Source organism: Chromobacterium haemolyticum, from assembly GCF_009936155.1.
Taxonomy (GTDB): Bacteria; Pseudomonadota; Gammaproteobacteria; order Burkholderiales; family Chromobacteriaceae; genus Chromobacterium; species Chromobacterium haemolyticum.
The window spans coordinates 4,011,645-4,029,436 of sequence record NZ_AP019312.1; the positions used below are offsets into that span (position 1 = coordinate 4,011,645).

Annotated in this window: 14 protein-coding genes, 2 tRNA genes and 1 riboswitch; of the genes, 4 read left to right on the forward strand and 12 right to left on the reverse strand. The window is 61.9% G+C overall.

Going from position 1 to position 17,792, the window contains the following annotated elements; translation table 11 throughout:
- Nucleotides 1-17: 17 nt before the first annotated feature.
- The 9 genes from GYH29_RS18360 to hppD form a co-directional block, all read right to left on the reverse strand.
- Nucleotides 18-2,030 carry a CocE/NonD family hydrolase gene (locus GYH29_RS18360; RefSeq protein WP_161524228.1) on the reverse strand — a complete coding sequence of 671 codons (2,013 nt, stop codon included), beginning with the start codon at nt 2,028-2,030 and terminating at the stop codon, nt 18-20.
- A complete protein-coding gene (locus GYH29_RS18365; RefSeq protein WP_161524229.1) occupies nt 2,027-3,595 on the reverse strand; it encodes a BCCT family transporter in 1,569 nt (522 codons plus the stop codon). The genes GYH29_RS18360 and GYH29_RS18365 overlap by 4 nt, the downstream gene beginning before the upstream one ends.
- A 226-nt stretch (nt 3,596-3,821) precedes the next feature.
- Complete coding sequence (locus GYH29_RS18370) at nt 3,822-4,712, reverse strand: LysR substrate-binding domain-containing protein (protein WP_161524230.1); 891 nt, start codon at nt 4,710-4,712, stop codon at nt 3,822-3,824.
- A gap of 103 nt (nt 4,713-4,815) precedes the next feature.
- A tRNA-Phe gene (locus GYH29_RS18375) sits at nt 4,816-4,891 on the reverse strand.
- Nucleotides 4,892-4,917: 26 nt separating this feature from the next.
- Nucleotides 4,918-4,993 (reverse strand) — tRNA-Phe (locus GYH29_RS18380).
- Nucleotides 4,994-5,145: 152 nt separating this feature from the next.
- The gene (gene maiA / locus GYH29_RS18385; RefSeq protein WP_161524231.1) at nt 5,146-5,790 is read right to left on the reverse strand and encodes a maleylacetoacetate isomerase; all 645 of its coding nucleotides are present in this window, start codon (nt 5,788-5,790) and stop codon (nt 5,146-5,148) included.
- The gene (locus GYH29_RS18390; RefSeq protein WP_081574200.1) at nt 5,783-6,766 is read right to left on the reverse strand and encodes a fumarylacetoacetate hydrolase family protein; all 984 of its coding nucleotides are present in this window, start codon (nt 6,764-6,766) and stop codon (nt 5,783-5,785) included. Before GYH29_RS18390 ends, maiA begins: the two co-directional genes overlap by 8 nt.
- Nucleotides 6,767-6,951: 185 nt before the next feature.
- On the reverse strand, nt 6,952-8,082 hold the full coding sequence (locus GYH29_RS18395) for a homogentisate 1,2-dioxygenase (protein WP_019103727.1): 1,131 nt from the start codon (nt 8,080-8,082) through the stop codon (nt 6,952-6,954).
- Between the two features lie 199 nt (nt 8,083-8,281).
- A complete protein-coding gene (hppD, locus tag GYH29_RS18400) occupies nt 8,282-9,355 on the reverse strand; it encodes a 4-hydroxyphenylpyruvate dioxygenase (protein ID WP_019103728.1) in 1,074 nt (357 codons plus the stop codon).
- Nucleotides 9,356-9,837: 482 nt separating this feature from the next.
- Between hppD and GYH29_RS18405 the strand changes: the two genes are divergently transcribed.
- Nucleotides 9,838-10,323, forward strand: coding sequence for an Lrp/AsnC family transcriptional regulator (locus tag GYH29_RS18405; RefSeq protein WP_039756263.1), 486 nt, complete (start codon nt 9,838-9,840; stop codon nt 10,321-10,323).
- A gap of 84 nt (nt 10,324-10,407) precedes the next feature.
- Here the strand turns inward: GYH29_RS18405 and metF are convergent, their stop codons facing one another.
- Complete coding sequence (gene metF, locus GYH29_RS18410) at nt 10,408-11,244, reverse strand: methylenetetrahydrofolate reductase [NAD(P)H] (RefSeq protein WP_019103730.1); 837 nt, start codon at nt 11,242-11,244, stop codon at nt 10,408-10,410.
- Between the two features lie 131 nt (nt 11,245-11,375).
- Entirely contained in the window at nt 11,376-12,785 is a 1,410-nt protein-coding gene (ahcY, locus tag GYH29_RS18415) for an adenosylhomocysteinase (protein WP_043590771.1), read from the reverse strand.
- Nucleotides 12,786-12,847: 62 nt separating this feature from the next.
- A riboswitch (S-adenosyl-L-homocysteine riboswitch) is annotated at nt 12,848-12,921 on the reverse strand.
- A 79-nt stretch (nt 12,922-13,000) separates the two neighbouring features.
- Here ahcY and GYH29_RS18420 point away from each other — a divergent pair.
- Nucleotides 13,001-14,638, forward strand: a complete 1,638-nt coding sequence (locus GYH29_RS18420) for a histidine kinase N-terminal 7TM domain-containing diguanylate cyclase (protein WP_081950295.1) — start codon at nt 13,001-13,003, stop codon at nt 14,636-14,638.
- Nucleotides 14,639-14,700: 62 nt separating this feature from the next.
- On the opposite strand, the gene metK is transcribed toward GYH29_RS18420, so the two are convergent.
- Complete coding sequence (metK, locus tag GYH29_RS18425; RefSeq protein ID WP_019101982.1) at nt 14,701-15,870, reverse strand: methionine adenosyltransferase; 1,170 nt, start codon at nt 15,868-15,870, stop codon at nt 14,701-14,703.
- A gap of 76 nt (nt 15,871-15,946) precedes the next feature.
- On the opposite strand from metK, the gene GYH29_RS18430 reads away from it, so the two are divergent.
- Together GYH29_RS18430 and GYH29_RS18435 are read left to right on the forward strand one after the other, a co-directional pair.
- On the forward strand, nt 15,947-16,828 hold the full coding sequence (locus tag GYH29_RS18430; RefSeq protein ID WP_039755201.1) for a lysophospholipid acyltransferase family protein: 882 nt from the start codon (nt 15,947-15,949) through the stop codon (nt 16,826-16,828).
- A 69-nt stretch (nt 16,829-16,897) separates the two neighbouring features.
- Nucleotides 16,898-17,764: a lipid A biosynthesis lauroyl acyltransferase gene (locus GYH29_RS18435; RefSeq protein WP_019101980.1), complete on the forward strand. Its 867-nt coding sequence runs from the start codon at nt 16,898-16,900 to the stop codon at nt 17,762-17,764.
- The last annotated feature ends 28 nt before the right edge of the window (nt 17,765-17,792 follow it).

Consider the following 17,792-nt stretch of genomic DNA (forward strand, 5'->3'; position numbering starts at 1 on the left):
CCTTGAGGAGCCCCACCCTATTGGGCGTGGCGCGGCACATATTCGTCCCATTCCCGCTGCTGCAGCAATTGCTCCCCCTCCCAGGCGCTTTGCCGCGCCAGGATGTGGAAATGGCCGGCATCCGCCGTCAGCGCCAACTCGCTCTCCACCCTGACTTGCCAATCGCCACGCCCCGCGCGATAACTCCACTTCACCGCGCCGCTGGCCGACAAGGGCTGATCAGGCTGGATGCGGTAGATTTCCTCGCAGGTTTGCGCCACTTCCAAACCGTGGTCGCCAAAACGATAGTGGCCGAAATCGTCGCGGATCACGGTGCGGACCTCACCGCTCATCGCGTCCTCGATGATTTCGCGGCTGCTGGCGGGTGGGCGTAAATAGCTCAAGGCCAGCGGCGGCGCGGCTTCTGGCGTGGCAAAGGGCTTCGCCACCACGGTGCTCAGATCATGCACCGGCAGGCTGAGCTCGGCGCCGGCCAAGTCCAAGCTCAGCCGGGCATGGTCGGCCGCCGGCCAGATCAGCGGGAAGTAGGCGCTGGAAACGCTCAGCCGCAGCCGATGACCCGCCGGCAGACGGTAGCCGCAATCGTCCAGTTGCAGCCGAATCTCCATCCACTCGCCCGGCTGCACCGCCTGCAGCTGTTGATAGCTGTCCCGCAAGGCCAGGTTCAGCACCCCGTAACTGACGCGGGTCGCCGCCCCGTTCGGCGCCACATCGTTGAGCCGCACCGCCAGTTGACCGCTGGGGCTATCGCACCTCAGGCGCAGCCGCAGCACCGGCGCGCCCAGCAGCGGCAGCTCCCGCTCCAGCGCCTGGCTGTCGAACACCAGCGAGCCGGCGTCGTCGCGGCGCTGATCCAGTGGAAACTCCGGCCCCAACCAGATCACGCAGTATTCGCCGCAGGCGGCGCCGGTGGTCAGCGGCGAGCGGATGCCAAGCTCACCGACATCGGAAGCCCCCGGCCGCAATTCCCCGGCGGCGCCCAGCCCCCATTGCTGCAGGCGAACATGCGGGCTAGGCCAGGCCGGATCGCGCAGCCAAACACCCGGACGCTCGGCATAGCTGGCCCGCGGCGGCGCCGCGTCTTGCAGATACAAGGTCACCGGGTCTTCGGCCATGATGCCGGTGTCGACATCCTTCAACCAGTAGTCCCACCAGCGCAGCGCTTCCTGCAAAAAACCGATCGCCGGATCCGGCACCGCGAAGTGCGGATACTTATGGGCCCACGGACCGATCAGCGCTTTTTTCGGGCAGCTCAGGTGCTGCATCATCCGGCCGACGGCGTTATGGTAGGCGTCGCCCCAGCCGCCCACCGCGTAGACCGCGGCCTTGATGGCGCGGTAATCGGTGCAGATGGAGCCATGCCGCCAATAGTCATCGTCGGTCTGGTGGCTCAACCAGGTCTTGAGCAGCAGCGGCATCCGCTCCAGCCTTTGCAGCCAGCGTTCGCGCCAGGCCTCGCCCACCAGCAGCGGATCGGGCGCGGCGGCGCAGTAGCTGAGCATGGTGCCGGCCCAGCCCAGGTTCTCCAGCAATAGCGCGCCGCCCTTGTAATGGATATCGTCGGCGTAGCGATGATCGGTGGAGCATATGGTGATGACGGCTTTCAAGGCCTCCGGCTGACGGGCGGCCACTTGCAGGCTGTTGAAACCGCCCCAGGAAATGCCCATCATGCCCACCTTGCCGCTGCACCATGGCTGCGCGGCGATCCAGGCAATCACTTCCAAGGCATCGTCCTGTTCCTGTTGCAGGTATTCATCGACGAAGTCACCGTCGGATTCGCCACAACCACGCATATCCACCCGCAGACAAGCATAGCCGTGACCGGCGAGATAAGGATGGGTCAGCTGATCGCGCACCGCGGTGCCATCGCGCTTGCGATAAGGCAGGTATTCCAGAATCGCCGGCACCGGTCTGGTTTCGGCATCCCGCGGCAGCCACATCCGTGCCGCCAATTGGCAACCATCGGCCAAGGTGATGGTGAAGTGTTCCACTTCCCGAATGGCGTGCGGCAACTGTGTAATGGTTTTCATGCTTGCGACTCCTTGGCGGCGGCGGCCGCCTCGCTGGCGGACAGGCGCTCCAGCCTGCCGGAATTCACCAGCACAATGAGCGACAGCATGCACCCCATGACGATGAGCAAGGCCGGCAGGCCGCCGAGATTGGACATCATTTTGACGCCGTCGACGCCGCCGGCGTAGCTGGTCATCACCCAGGACACCAGGCCGATCACGCCACCCCACACCAACTTCATGCTCTTGCCGGCTTTCTCGGCGCTGTCGGCGTAAAAGCCGGAGGTGCACAAATTGCTGATGGCGTCGGTATTGCTGTCCGCCGCGGTGACATAGTTGAGAAAAGCGATGAACACCACCATGGCCATCATGATTTCACTCATCGGCAGCTGACGGATGATGGTGTACAGCACATTCTCCACGCCCTGCTGCTCCAGCACGTTTTTGAGCAGGCCCGCCTGGCCCAAATCAATGGATAGGGCGGTGCCGCTGAAAATCATGATCCACAGCGCGGTAAAGCCGGCCGGCAGCAGCAAATTCATCACAATCACTTCGCGCACGGTATAACCACGCGAGATTTTGCCGAGGAACATGGCGCTGATCGGCGCCCAGGCAAACCATACCGCCCAGTAGAAGATGGTCCAGGATCCCGCCCAACCGTCCTGGCTGGCGGCTCCGGTGGACAAGCTTAGCCGGAAGAACTGGTTCAAATAGTTGCCGAACGACTCCAGGCCAAACGCCAGGATGAAGGTGGTGGGCCCAAAGATCAGCAAAAAGCCGGCCAGCGCCAGCAAGATCCAGGTATTGATGCTGGACAGCCAGGTCAGCCCGCGCTGCAGGCCGCTGAGCGCCGAGCAAACAAAGGTCACCACAATCGCGGCGATGACCAGCCCGAGGCTGAACGGACTGGCGGGCAGCGGCAAGTACTGGTTGATACCCCCCACCAATGCCAGCGCGCCGGTGCCCAGGCTGGAAGCCATGCCGGCCACCAAGGCGTACAAGGCCAGCGCGTCTATCAAATGCCCGCTGCGGCCGCTCACCCAACGCCCCAGCAAGGGCTGCAACATGCTGCCCACCGAGAACGGCAGCTTGAGGTTGTAAAACACCAGGCCGAACAGCAGGGCCGGCACGGTGTAAATCGCGTAAGGGGTGAACGTCCAGTGCAGAAACATGGCCGACATGGCGAAGCTGGCGGCCTCGGCGCTGCCGGCGCGCAGGCCATACGCCGCTGGCGGGTAGTACAGGTGGTAAATCGGCTCGGCCGAGGTCCAGAACAATACGCCCACCGCCATGGTGGTCATCAAAGTGACGGCGAACCAGCGCTTGCGACCCAGCAGCGGCTGGGCGCCCTCCCCTCCAATGCGCAGCTTGCCTATCGGCGAGCAATAGACCCAGACACAGGTCAGCAGCAAGCTGAAGCTGGCCAGACTGAACAGCCAGGAAAAATGGCCGAGTATCCATTTGTTGGCGCCGCTGGCCAGGCTGAGAAAGGCGGGCAGGTCGAGATAGCTGAGCAGCAAGGCCGCCAGCAGCAATAAGAAAGTGGGCCAGAACACCAGGGGCTTGATGCGATGATGGCTATGCATGATTTGTCTCCTCGATGGAGCCTGCCGCCGCTGTCGCCCCGAGGGCTGCCGGTCTAAGGCCGGCGCGGCTTGCAGACAGGCCAGGGCCTATTGCCCTGGCCTGGCCAGTGTCGGCGATGAGTCCAGCCCGGGACAAACGATAGTTTTAGATAGATTTATGTTGCCAGCTCATTAATCCATCTGCGCAACCCACGCATCTCGGCACCCCCGCAGCCATCTGCCGCCATTACTGCGCCGCCACCAGCGAGGTCAGCCAATCGGCGAACAGCCGAGTTGCCGGCTTGAGCTGCCGCCGCTCCGGCTGCAGCAGATAAAAGGCGCCGCTCATCATCACCTTGGCGTCCGCCGCCATCACCAACGCGCCGCTGGCCAGGTAGCTATCGATCAAATAGCCCCAGGCCAGCGCCACCCCTTGCCCGGCCAGCGCGGCCTGCACCGCCAAGTGGTGATTGGTCACGCTCAACTGCCTGGCCGCCGGCCGCCAGGCGATGTCTTGGGCGGCAAACCATTGCGGCCAGTTGAACCAGTCCCGCAAGCCGCCCTCCATGGTGATCAGCGTCTCATCCAACAAAGCCGTTGCCGACAGCGGCCCGGCCGACAAATATGTCGGACTACAGACTGCGTACATTTGCTCATCGAACAAGGCCATCGCATTAGCGGCCTTGGGAGGCTGGCGGAAGTAGTAAATACCGAGATCGAATTCACCCACCTGCAGCTCCTGGATATTATCGTTGGCCAGGATGCGGATAGAGAGATCCGGCTGCGCTTGGCGAAAGGCGGATAGATGGGGCATCAGCCATAAGGAGGCGATTGCGGTGGAACAGGCTACGGTGACCTGTTTGTCTTGCTGCCAATGCATCAGGCTGGCGGTGGCCCCAACCAGCTGCTCCAAGGCGGAACGGACTTCTTCCAGATACTGTGCGCCGGCCTGGGTCAACACCACCTTGCGGGTGCCGCGCTGCAGCAACTTGCAGCCCAGATAGTCCTCCAGCAGTAATAACTGGCGGCTCACCGCGCCTTGCGACAGATTCAGCTCCGCGGCGGCCTGAGTAAAGCTGGAGAGCCGGGCCACGGCTTCAAAAGCGACCAGGGTATAAAGTGGAGGCAGCGGTTTCATGGCCGCATTATGCCATGCTCCCGGCCAGAACCAGGTCCGGGGCGAACTCCCGGCGCCGCAATGCGAAAAGCCGAACTCAGGGAGTTCGGCTTTTTCAGGTATCTGGTGGCCAGTCGCGGAATCGAACCACGGACACGCGGATTTTCAATCCGCTGCTCTACCAACTGAGCTAACTGGCCGACGGGTGCTGAAGCTAAGGCGGTGATGGTGGCCAGTCGCGGAATCGAACCACGGACACGCGGATTTTCAATCCGCTGCTCTACCAACTGAGCTAACTGGCCATCACTGCTGCGCTGTCGCGCCGTCAGAGCCACGCATTTAATCAGAGGACGCTACTCGCGTCAAGGAATAATTACAAAAAAACGAGCTGCCGTCAGACAGGAAAAACAGACGGGCCGGTCCTCCGAGAAGACCGGCCCGCCGGATCAAAGACTTAGATCGCGTCCGGCTGACGAGACGGATGCGCGTCGGCGAAAGCCGACAACCGCTCCAGCGCGTCGGCTATGCGAACGATGTTTGGATAAGCCGCCAGATCCAAGCCGAAACGCCGGGCGCTGAATACCTGCGGCAGCAGGCAAACATCGGCCAGCGTCGGCTGCTCGCCCGCCGCGTAGCGGCCAGGCGTTGCGGCCAGCAACGGCTCCAGCGCGTCGAAGCCGGTCTGAATCCAGTGCCGTATCCATTCCGCCTTGCCTTCCTCGTCCTTGCCGTACTCGGTCTGCAGATACTTGCCAACCCGGACGTTTTGTAATGGGTGGATATCGGCGGCGATGGCCAGCGCCAGCGCGCGGACCCGCGCCCTCGCCGCCGCGCCGGCCGGCAACAGCCGCGGCGTATCCGGATAGGCTTCGTCCAGATATTCGCAGATGGCCAGGGACTGCGCGATCTTGACCCCGCCGTCATCCAGCAACGGCACCAAGCCCTGTGGGTTGATCGCCAGATACTCGGGGCTGCGCTGCTCGCCCTTGAGCAAATTGACCGCTTGATAACGGTAATCCAGCCCCTTGAGATTCAGCGCGATACGCACCCGATAGGAGGCGCTGGAACGGAAATAACCGTACAGCACGCGTTCAGTCATGCTTCACCACAATCTGCTCAATGGCGCCGAAGATGCTGGCGCCGGCGGCGTCCTTCATCTCGATGCGAACGCGGTCGCCCACTTTCATGAACGGAGTGGTCGGCGCGCCAGTCTCGATGGTCTCTATCATCCGCTGTTCCGCCAGGCAGCAGGAGCCTACGCTGCGGTCGTGATTGGACACGGTGCCGGAGCCGATGATGGAGCCGGCCGCCAGTTCTCGGGTCTTGGCTACGTGAGCCACCAACTGCGGGAAGCTGAACTGCATTTCCACGCCGGCGTTGGGATGGCCGTAAGGCGCGCCATTGTATTCAACCAGCAGCGGCAAATGCGCCTTGCCGTCGCGCCAGGCCGCGCCCAGCTCATCCGGGGTCACCGCAACCGGCGAGAAGGCGGTGGCGGGCTTGCTCTGGAAAAAGCCGAAACCCTTGGCCAGTTCGTTGGGAATCAGATTACGCAGGCTGACGTCGTTGACCAGCATCAGCAAGCGGATATGACCGGCGCAGGCGGCGGCGTCGGCACCAAGCGGCACATCGCCGGTGATCACCGCCACCTCGCCCTCAAAGTCCAAGCCCCAGGCTTCGTCGCGCAGCGGAATGGGCGCCAGCGGCGGCAGGAAGGCGTCGGAGCCGCCCTGGTACATCAGCGGGTCGTGGTAGAAGCTGGCCGGCACTTCCGCGCCGCGCGCCTTGCGCACCAGCTCGACATGGTTCAGATAGGCGCTACCGTCCGCCCATTGATAGGCGCGCGGCATCGGGCTATGACAACGCTGCGCCTCAAACGGGAAAGCGCCCGGCACCTCGCCTTCGTTAAGCGCGGCGTAAACCTCCTGCAAACGCGGCGCCAGCGCGTCCCAACCGTCCAGAGCCTGCTGCAGGCTGGCGGCGATCTGCGGCACCGCCACCGCGCGGGACAGGTCGCGGCTGACAACCAACAACTGGCCGTCGCGAGTTTGATTCTGATAAGTGGCGAGTTTCATCTTCTATTCTTTCTGCAGCTGGGCAGCTGAAATTCCAGTAATACGGTGTGACATCCACAACACCGCCTGAGCGCTATCGCGTCGCGAGCAGGTGGAGGCCGGCGGGAGAAGCGCAGCGGTACAAATGGCACCGCGAGCATCGCAGCGTCGAGATCGGCTTGCGCAGCAGCGATAACGCCAGGCGACTAGGGCTTGGGTTTCCAACTATCCACATATTGGGCCCACTCCACCTCCGGCATCTGCGGCCCCTGCTCCAACGCGTCGCGCGTGTCTATCATCACCGCCACTTCGTCGGTAAAGGTCTTGGGGTCTGTCATCGCCTTGGCGAAGGCTTTGGGATGGGGCCCGTGGGTGAAGCCGGCCGGGTGGAAAGTCAGCATGCCCGGCTTGATGTTGTCGCGGCTGAAGAAATCGCCGGCGTGGTAGAAGATCACTTCGTCGTAATCGTCGTTGTTGTGATAGAACGGGACCTTCAAAGCGCCGGGATCGGACTCTATCGGCCGCGGCACAAAGGTGCAGATCACGAAACCGTCAGCGACGAAAGTCGTGTGCGCAGACGGCGGCAAATGGTAGCGGTGGCTCATCAGCGGCCGGATGTCGCGCCAGTTGATGCGAGCGACGGAATGGTTGCCGTGCCAACCTATCGCGTCCAGCGGATTGAACGGATAGGTCACGGTGGACAGGGCGCCGCGGCGCTTGATCACCACTTGCCACTCGTCCTCGGTCTGCTGGGCGCGGAAGGCGTCGTTGATCGCCGGCACGTCCAGCATCGCCTCGTCGAAAATGGCGTGCGGCCCCACCAGCCCCTTGTCCGGCAACTGGTAGGCGCCGTTGCTCGCCTCAATCAATAGCATGGTGGTGGGCGCGGCCGGCTCGATACGCCAACTGGTGGAGCGCGGCATCAGGATGTAGTCGCCGTCGCGATAACTCAAATGGCCGTAATCGCAAAATAGCTCGCCACTGCCGGCGTGGATGAACAGCATGTCGTCGCCGTCGCCATTGCGGAACAGCTGAGTCATCGCCTGATCCACGCTCCAGATGCGCAGCTTGCATTGGGCGTTGTGCAACACCAGCGGAGCGGCCCAGGGCGCGGCCACGTTCTTGGGCAGCTCGTTCAGGTCAAAAGCGCGCGGGCGCAGCGGGCCCTCCCAGGCGCTCCAGCCGGTGGGCGGGTGCTTGTGATGCAGATGAGTGGCGGGGCCGAAAAAACCACTGCGGCCCACTTCGCGCTCATAGATGGCTGTGTCCGGAAAGTCGGCGTGCGCCTGGCGCGAGACGGTGCCTTCGCGGTGGGGATATTGAATCCATTTACGCATGGTGTGTCCTTCAATCCCGCCGCCCAGGCGGCGGGATGGCATCGATAGAACTGCGGGCTTAAAGCCGGTTCGTAGTCTGCCGCGCCTCAGCGACGCCGTGGTGGAACCGGCTGCGGAATGCTCATGCGCCGTGGCGCGCTCCGCTTCTTCAGCCGCAACGGCTGGCTTCGCCTTGGCCCGCGGGATCGTAAACCGCTATTTAAATGACGCCGCGGCGGATCTGATCTTCTTCAATCGACTCGAACAGCGCGCGGAAGTTGCCCTCGCCAAATCCCTCGTTGCCCTTGCGTTGAATGATCTCGAAGAAGATCGGGCCGATCACGGTCTCGGTAAAGATTTGCAGCAGGATGCCGGCACCGTCCACCGGCGCGCCGTCCACCAGGATGTGGTTCTTGCGCAGACGCTCCAGGTCCTCGCCGTGTCCCGGCACGCGCTCGTCCACTTTCTCATAATAGGTGTCGGGAGTGTCGAGAAAACGAGTGCCGGCGGCTTTCAGCGTTTCCACGGTCTTGTAAATGTCGCGGGTGGTCAACGCGATGTGCTGGATGCCTTCGCCGTGGTATTCGCGCAGGAATTCCTCGATCTGGCTCTTGTCGTCGGAGGACTCGTTGATCGGGATGCGAATCTTGCCGCAGGGGCTGGTCATCGCCTGGGACACCAGGCCGGTGAGCTTGCCTTCGATATCGAAGTAACGGATTTCGCGGAAGTTGGCGATATCGGTGTAGAAGCCCGCCCACTTGGCCATATTGCCGCGGAACACGTTGTGGGTCAGGTGATCGATCTCATACAGGCCCACGCCTTCCGGATGCTGGTCCACTCCCTCCAGCGGCACGAAGTCCACGTCGTAGATGCTGTGTTCCGGGCCGTAGCGATCGACGAAATACAGCGCCGAGCCGCCAATCCCCTCCACTGCAGGAATATTCAGCTCCATGAAACCGATTGGGCGCTCGTACTTTTTGGCGCCGTGGGCCAATGCGTATTCATAGGCCTTGGCCGCGTCCTTGACGCGCCACGCCATCGCACAAGCCGACGGGCCGTGTTCATGGCCAAAGGCGTTGGCCGGCTGCGACGGTTCGCCGTTCAAGATGAAATTGATATCGCCCTGGCGGAACAGGCTGACGTTCTTGCTGCGGTGGCGCGCGACTTCGCTGAACCCCAACGACAGGAACAGGGCCTTCAGCTTGGCGATGCCTTCCGTTGTGGGGGACGTGTATTCGACAAATTCAAAACCGTCGGTAGCCAGAGGATTCTGCAGCATAGTTTCCATTTTCATCTGTTTCTCCTGTTGTAGATGAGTGTGTGGCCGGTAGGCGGCAAGCGGAGCATGACGCCGCTCTGAACTGGCGACTTGATCTTGCGTTCCGCGCAACAAGCTTGTTTATAAACAAATAACAGTAGCTTTTGATGACATGTCTTGTGATAGTCTTGTCATGACATGTTGTAAAAAGCCCTGCGCAACGCATTTGGCTTCACGTGGAAAAGTCGGAAGAAAAAAGACTTATCAGGAGGGGCGCGCTAGCCGCGCGTTGATTAAGCTTGCCGTGACGCGCGGCAAGCTTCTCCTCAAAATGTGAATCTTATCTCCGCCGTCTTATTCACTCGACAAACCCCGGTGCTTTTTTAGCGCCGTGTGTAGAATGCGTTTTTAGGCTTTTTATTCTATGGAAACTACGGGGCAATTTTCTTGCTAAATACCAAGAAACCATTAATAACTAAGTATAAAACACTAATATTTTGCCTCTTTTAGGAGAAAACATGCCAAGTCTTACATTAGATAAGACAGACTTGCGTATTCTGGCCGAACTTCAGCATGACGGCCGCTTAACCAATGTGGAATTAGCAGAACGGGTGGCCCTGTCTCCATCCCCTTGCCTGCGTCGCCTGAAACAGCTGGAGGAGTCCGGCGTGATTCGCCAATACGTGGCGCTGCTGGACCCCGCCCGCATTGGCTTGGGCCTGCAAGCCTGGGTGCGGGTTACGCTGGAAAAACGCGGCAACGCGCATTTGCAAAGCTTCATCGAGGCGGTGCAAAGCTGGCAGGAGGTCATCAATTGCTTTGCGATGACCGGCGAGATGGACTATCTGCTGCAAGTGTATTTCGAGGACATGGAGCACTTTTCGCGCTTCGTGATGGACGAGCTGTTGCAACACCCCGGTGTCGCCGATGTGAAGTCCAGTTTCGTGCTCAAGGAGATCAAGCGGACGACCTCACTGCCGCTCGGCCAGTTGCGTGGTCTTTAAGGCGGAGCGGCCTTGCGCCGCATGTGGATTCGAAACAAAACGGCCCGGTGCACCGGGCCGTTTTGCATGGGAGCGCGTTCCCGTTCACAAACCTAGCCGCTGCCAAATGGTGGACACCAAGCCGGCCTGATTCAGCGTGTAGAAGTGCAGACCCGGCGCGCCGTGCTGCAATAAGCGATCGCACAACTCGGTCACCACGTCCAAACCCAGCGCGCGGATGGACGCGCTGTCGTCGTAATAGGCCTGCATGCGCTGGCGCAGCCAACGCGGCACTTCCGCGCCGCACATGTCGGAAAAACGACACAGTTGCCCGAAGTTGGAGATCGGCATGATGCCCGGAACGATGGGAATATTCACACCCCTGGCCTGAACTTCGTCGACGAAACGGAAATAGGCGTCGGCGTTGAAGAAATACTGAGTCATCGCCGAGTTGGCGCCGGCATGGACCTTGCGCACGAAGTTGTTGAGATCGTCCTCGGCCGAGCGCGCCTGCGGATGGAATTCCGGATAGGCCGCTACTTCGATGTGGAAATGATCGCCGTGCTCGGCGCGGATGAACTCCACCAGCTCGTTGGCGTAACGAAACTCGCCGGCCGCCACCATGCCGGACGGGATGTCGCCGCGCAATGCGACGATGTGTCGGATGCCGTTGTTGCGGTATTCGTTGAGGATGGCCCCGATATTCTCGCGGGTGGAACCGATGCAGGACAAGTGCGGCGCGGCGGCGTGGCCTTCACTGCGGATTTCCAGCACTGTCGCCAGCGTCCCGTCGCGGGTGGTGCCGCCGGCGCCAAAGGTGACGGAGAAAAACTGCGGCTTGAATTGAGCCAATTGCTGGCGCGTGGTGCGCAGCTTGGCAATCCCTTCCGGGGTCTTGGGCGGAAAGAATTCGAAACTGAAGGTTCGGCTCTGTGCTGTCATGATCTCTCTGTATCTCCCAACGGGAGACTCCTTTGTTTTTATATAGGATGACCGCGGTCCGCGGCGGCGGACAAGAAAAAACGGACAGCACCATTCTAATAGCCCTGTCCGTTTTTCTATCGTTATAAAAATCAATAACGATAGTGATCCGGCTTATAAGGGCCTTGTTTGGGCACGCTGATGTAGGCGGCCTGCTCGTCGGACAGCTCGGTCAGCCGGGCGCCGATGCGGGCCAGATGCAGGCGCGCCACCTTCTCGTCCAGATGTTTGGGCAGCACATACACCTGCTTGCCGTATTGCTGGCCGTTGGCGAAAATTTCCACCTGGGCCAGCACTTGGTTGGTGAAGGAATTGGACATCACGAAGCTAGGGTGGCCGGTGGCGCAGCCCAAGTTGACCAGGCGGCCTTCGGCCAACAGGATCACTCGCTTGCCGTCTGGGAAGATGATGTGGTCCACCTGCGGCTTGATATTGTCCCACTGGTACTGGCGCAGGCTGGCAACCTCGATCTCACTGTCGAAATGGCCGATATTGCAGACGATGGCGTTATTGCGCATCTTCTTCATGTGTTCGTGAGTGATCACGCCGACATTGCCGGTGGCGGTGACAAAGATGTCGGCCTGATCGGCCACCTCGTCCATGCGCACCACGCGGTAGCCCTCCATAGCCGCTTGCAGCGCGCAAATCGGGTCCACCTCGGTCACCCACACCGTGGCGCCCAGGCCGCGCAGGCTCTGCGCGCACCCCTTGCCCACGTCGCCGTAACCCAGCACCACCGCCACCTTGCCGGCCACCATCACATCGGTGGCCCGTTTGATGCCGTCCACCAGCGATTCACGGCAGCCATAGAGGTTGTCAAACTTGGACTTGGTGACCGAATCATTGACGTTGAAGGCCGGGAACGGCAAGCGGCCTTCCTTCTCCAGCTGGTACAGGCGATGCACGCCGGTGGTGGTTTCCTCGGTCACGCCCTTGATGTGCTTGAGCCGCTTGGAGTACCACTGCGGATCTTTCTGCAGATAGCGGGCAATGGCGGCGAACAACGCGGTCTCTTCCTCGTTGGACGGATGACTGATCGCCCCGCGATCGGTTTCCGCCTTGCTGCCCAGCATCAGCAGCAAGGTGGCGTCGCCGCCGTCGTCCAGAATCATATTGGCCGGCTCATGCTCCGGCCATTCGAAGATCTTGTGGCTGAACTCCCAATACTCGTCCAAGCTCTCGCCCTTGAAGGCGAACACCGGGATGCCGGCCGCGGCGATGGCGGCGGCGGCGTGGTCCTGGGTGGAGAAGATATTGCAAGAGGCCCAGCGCACTTCCGCGCCCAGCGCCACCAGGGTTTCAATCAAAACCCCGGTCTGGATCGTCATGTGCAGACTGCCGGCAATACGCGCGCCGCGCAGCGGCTGGCTATGCCGGTGCTCATCGCGCAAGGCCATCAGGCCCGGCATCTCGGTTTCGGCAATCGCCAGTTCCTTGCGGCCCCAGGCGGACAAATTAATATCGGCAACATGAAAATCGGTGAAATCAGCCATCGCGAGCATTCCTTAGTTCACGCAGCCGGCCAGGATGCGGCTCACCCGCTCCCGTGCCCGGCACGGTTTTGATCAGGTGAGCGCCGTTGAAACGGGAGCGGCCCGAGCCTGGGGATGGATCATCCTCGCAGCGCCCCTCGGGCCGACCGGCCGCCGGCGGCGTGGACACGCGGACGGCGACGTTTCGATTATACCTATGCCGCTCGGAAAAGGTAGGAGTCTGCATGCCAAGAAGATACACTACCGGCTTGCCGATTCATCGTCGCCCCATGACTTTCGACTTCACCCCGCTGGCCGCCCTGTCCGGGATCGCCGCGCTGATTTCAACCGCTATCGCCGCCATTGCCTGGTATCGCCGCCAGTTTCCTGGCGTGCGGTGGCTGGCGCTGCTGATGAGTTCGGTGGCATTCTGGGCCGCCGGCGCCATGTGCGAGCTGGCCGCCGCCAGCCTGTCCGCCAAAATCGCCTGGTCCAAACTGGAATACCTCGGCACGCTGAGCACGCCGGTGCTGTTCCTGCTGCTGGCGCTGGACTACAACCGCATTCAGCTGAGCCGGCGCTGGTTGGCAGCGCTGTTCGCCCTGCCCTTGCTCTGCTTCGTCCTGGCGCTCAGCAACGAAAGCCACCATCTGGTGTGGACCAGTTACCGGCCCAGCCCCTCCGGCTACAACCTCCTGGTCTATGGGCACGGCCCGGCATTCTGGGTCGGCGTCGCCGGCTACTCCTACCTGATGATGCTGATCGGCTCGCTGATGCTGATCCGCGCGCTGCACTACTATCCGGCCCATTTTCGCGGTCAGTCCATCGTGCTGATGATCAGCGCCTGCGCGCCCTGGCTGGGCAATATTCTCTACCTGAGCGGCGCGATGCCGCTGCAAGGGCTGGACCCGACGCCCCACTCCTTCACCGTGACCGGCCTGGTGTTCGCGCTGGATCTGCTCTACCTGCGTCTGCTCTATCTGGTGCCGGTGGCGCGCGCGCGCTCTTTCGAAGCCATGGGAGACGGAGTGCTGGTGATAGACGACAAGTTCCGCATCCTGGACCTCAACCCAGCCGCGGCGCGGCTGCTGGGTCTGCCGGGTCGACAGCTATTGGGCCGGCCCTTGCCGGCCGACTGGCCACATGCCCAGCTCCTGTCCAGCCAGGAGCAGCCACTGGAATTGTCGCTGCAGGACGGCTTGCGCATCCTGGACCTGCGGGTCTATCCGATCACCCAACAAAGCAAGCCGCACTCCAGCCGCATGCTGGTGCTGCGCGACATCACCGAGCGGCGTCAGGCGGAGGAAGCGCTGCGCAGCGCCAATCAAACCCTGGCCTTGCGCATCGCCGAAATCGAATCCTTGCAGGCGGCGCTGCGCGAACAGGCTTTGCGCGATCCGCTGACCGGCCTGTACAACCGCCGCTATCTGGATGAGATCTTTCCGCGCGAGCTGAGCCGCGCCCGCCGCGACGGCATTCCGCTGGCCATCGCCTTGATCGACCTAGATGATTTCAAGCGCATCAACGACAGTTTCGGCCACTTCCACGGCGACCAGGTCTTGCGCCGGCTCGCGGCTTTGCTGGACGCCGACGGCAACGGAGCAGACATGATCTGCCGGCTGGGCGGCGAGGAGTTCCTGGTATTGATGCCCGGCGCTGGCGGCGAACAGGCCTTGCGCCGCGCCGAAGCCTGGCGCACCGCCTTCGAGCGGCTGCCGCACGGCGCCGGCGACGACAGCTTCTGCGCCACTTTTTCCTGCGGCATCGCTCTCTTCCCTGAACACGCCGGCGCCCCGCCCCAGCTCTACCAGGCAGCGGACCAGGCTCTGTACGCGGTCAAGGCCGCCGGCAAGAATGCCTGCCTCCTGAGCGCGGCCCTCTAGCAAGAGGCAAAAAAAACGCCTGTCCGCGGACAGGCGTTTCTTGGCATAAAGCCCAGCGGGGCTTACAGGCCGGCGTCGGCGCGCAGCGCCTCCACCTTGTCGGTGCGCTCCCAGCTGAATTCCGGCTCTTCGCGGCCAAAGTGGCCGTAAGCGGCGGTCTTGCTGTAGATCGGGCGCAGCAGATCCAGCATCTGGATAATTCCTTTGGGACGCAGGTCGAAGTGCTTTTTCACCAGCTCCACGATCTTTTCGTTCGGAATCGAGTTGGTGCCGAAGGTGTCCACCGCGATGGAGGTCGGCTCGGCCACGCCAATGGCGTAGGAAACCTGGATCTGGCACTGGCGCGCCAGGCCCGCGGCAACGATGTTCTTCGCCACGTAGCGGCCGGCATAGGCGGCGGAACGGTCCACTTTGGACGGATCCTTGCCGGAGAAAGCGCCGCCGCCGTGCGGCGCCGCGCCGCCATAGGTGTCGACGATGATCTTGCGGCCGGTCAGACCGCAATCGCCCATCGGGCCGCCAATGACGAAACGGCCGGTCGGGTTGATCAGGAATTTGGTTTCCGGGGTAATCATCTCCGGCGGCAGCACCGGCTTGATGATGTCCTCAATCACCGCCTCGGTCAGCGTCTTGTGATCAATTTCCGGGGTGTGCTGGGTGGACAGCACCACGGTGTCGATGCGCTTGGGCAGGCCGGTGGCGCCGTCGTATACGCAAGTGATCTGGCTCTTGGCGTCCGGACGCAGCCACGGCAGGCGGCCGTCCTTGCGCAACTCGGCCTGACGCTGCACCAAGCGGTGCGCGTAGTAGATCGGGAACGGCATCAGCGTCGGCGTTTCGTCGCAAGCGTAGCCGAACATCAGGCCCTGGTCGCCGGCGCCCTGATTCAAATCCAGGCCTTCGCCTTCATTGACGCCTTGGGCGATGTCCTGCGACTGCTTGTCGTAGCAAGCCATCACCGCGCAGCCGCGGAAGTCGAAACCCAACGCGGAATCGTCGTAACCGATGCGCTTGATGGTCTCGCGGGCGATCTTGATGTAGTCGATATTGGCGCTGGTGGTGATTTCGCCGGCCAGCACGACCAGGCCGGTGTTCACCAGGGTCTCGGCGGCGACGCGCGCGTGCTTGTCCTCGCGCAGAATGGCGTCAAGGATGGCGTCGGAGATCTGATCGGCGACTTTGTCCGGGTGCCCTTCCGACACCGACTCAGATGTAAACAGATATTCGCTCATTTATTATTCGTTCCCGAAAAATGCAAAACCTTGTGATGATAAAATAGGTCGCTTTAAGACCAAGACTGAGCTTCATATGTCTAAGCTAGTCCATTTATTGCTGTCTTTCCTGGCGCACCTGCCTTTATCCTGGCTACAAGGCCTAGGTGCCGTTCTTGGACGACTGACTTATCATGCGTCCCCCCGCTACAGAGCACGGCTCCGGGAGAACCTAAGTTCTAGTAAAATCTGTGGAAATTATCAGCTTTTACCGCGTTTAGTCAAACAAAGCGCCGCGGAAACCGGCAAGGGCGCGCTGGAACTGGCCATCGCCTGGTGCCGCGAGCCGGACGACATCGCCGCCATGGTCAAGTCGTGCACCGGCTGGGAGCACGTCGAGGCGGCATTGGCCAAAGGCCACGGCATCGTCTTCGTCACCCCGCACCTGGGCAGCTACGACATCGCCGGCCGCTATATCAGCTCGCGGCTGCCGTTTCCGCTGACCGCGATGTACCGCCCTCCCAAGCTCTCCTGGCTGGAACCGGTGATGCAGGCCGGCCGCGCCCGCGGCAAGGGCAAGACCGCGCCGGCCACCGGCGCCGGAGTGCGCGTGCTTATGAAAGCGCTGAAATCCGGCGAAGCCACCATCATCCTGCCGGATCAAGTGCCCGGCAACGGCGAAGGCGTGTGGGCGCCGTTCTTCGAGCGTCCGGCCTACACCATGACTCTGGTGCCGCGGCTGGCTCAGATCAGCGGCGTGGAGACGCTGTTCTTCGTCGGCGAGCGCCTGCCTTGCGGCCAAGGCTTCCGCGTTCACATCGAACCGCCCGCGCAAGCGTTCAGCGGCGATAAGGAGCAGGACGCCGCTCAGCTCAACGCCCAGGTGGAGGCGCTGATTCGCCGCTTCCCCAGCCAATACCTGTGGAGCTATAACCGCTATAAATGCCCGCCTGGCGTCAGCCGGCCGGACACGCAATAACAGAGAGGCTCGGAACACTCTCGCCCAGGACGCGCGGCGGGTTGTTCGAGCTTCTCGACAAGGAAACCTATGAAATTCGCTTTTTCCCTGCTGTGGTTGATCCGCCTGCTGCCGATGTGGGCGATCGGCCTGCTGGCCCGCGGCCTGGGCAATATCGCCTACTGCCTGGCACATGGCCGCCGTCGCGTCGGCATGATCAATCTGAGGCTATGCTTCCCCGACATGCCGTTGGCGGAACGCCGCCGGCTGATCCGCCGCAATTTCCAGCACATGATACGCATGGTGCTGGAGTACGGCGTGGTCTGGTGGAGTTCGGCCGCTCGCATCGACAAGCTGGTCAAGATCAAAAACCTGCACTACGTCACCGAGCTGCGCGAGCGCGGCGAAGACGTGATCCTGTTTTACCCTCACTTCGTCGGTTTCGAAATGTGCGTGTACTCGCTGAACCAGCACATCCCATTGGTTAGCGTCTACTCCCACCAGAAGAACGAAGCGCTGGACCGCCAAATCTATAAAGGCCGCCAGCGCTACGACAACGCCTACATCGTGTCTCGTCAGGAAGGCCTGCGTCCCATCATCAAGGCAATGCGCAAGGACCACGCCCCCTTCCTCTACTTGCCTGATCAAGACTTTGGCGTGCGCGACTCGGTATTCGTCGACTTTTTCGGCGTCAAGGCCGCCACCATCACCGGCCTGTCCCGCATCAGCAAGCTGGCGCGCGCCAAAGTCGTCCCGGCCATCGCCCGACGGGTGGGCAACCGCTTCGAGCTGGAGTTCTACCCGCCCTGGGACGATTACCCCAGCGAAGACGTGGAGGCCGACACTCGCCGCATGAACGCCTTCCTGGAACAACGCGTCCGCGAAATCCCGGACCAGTACTTCTGGCTGCACAAGCGCTTCAAGAGCCGGCCGCAAGGCGAGGCGCGTTTCTACTAAGTCCACAAGCCTCACTCTATCAGGGTGC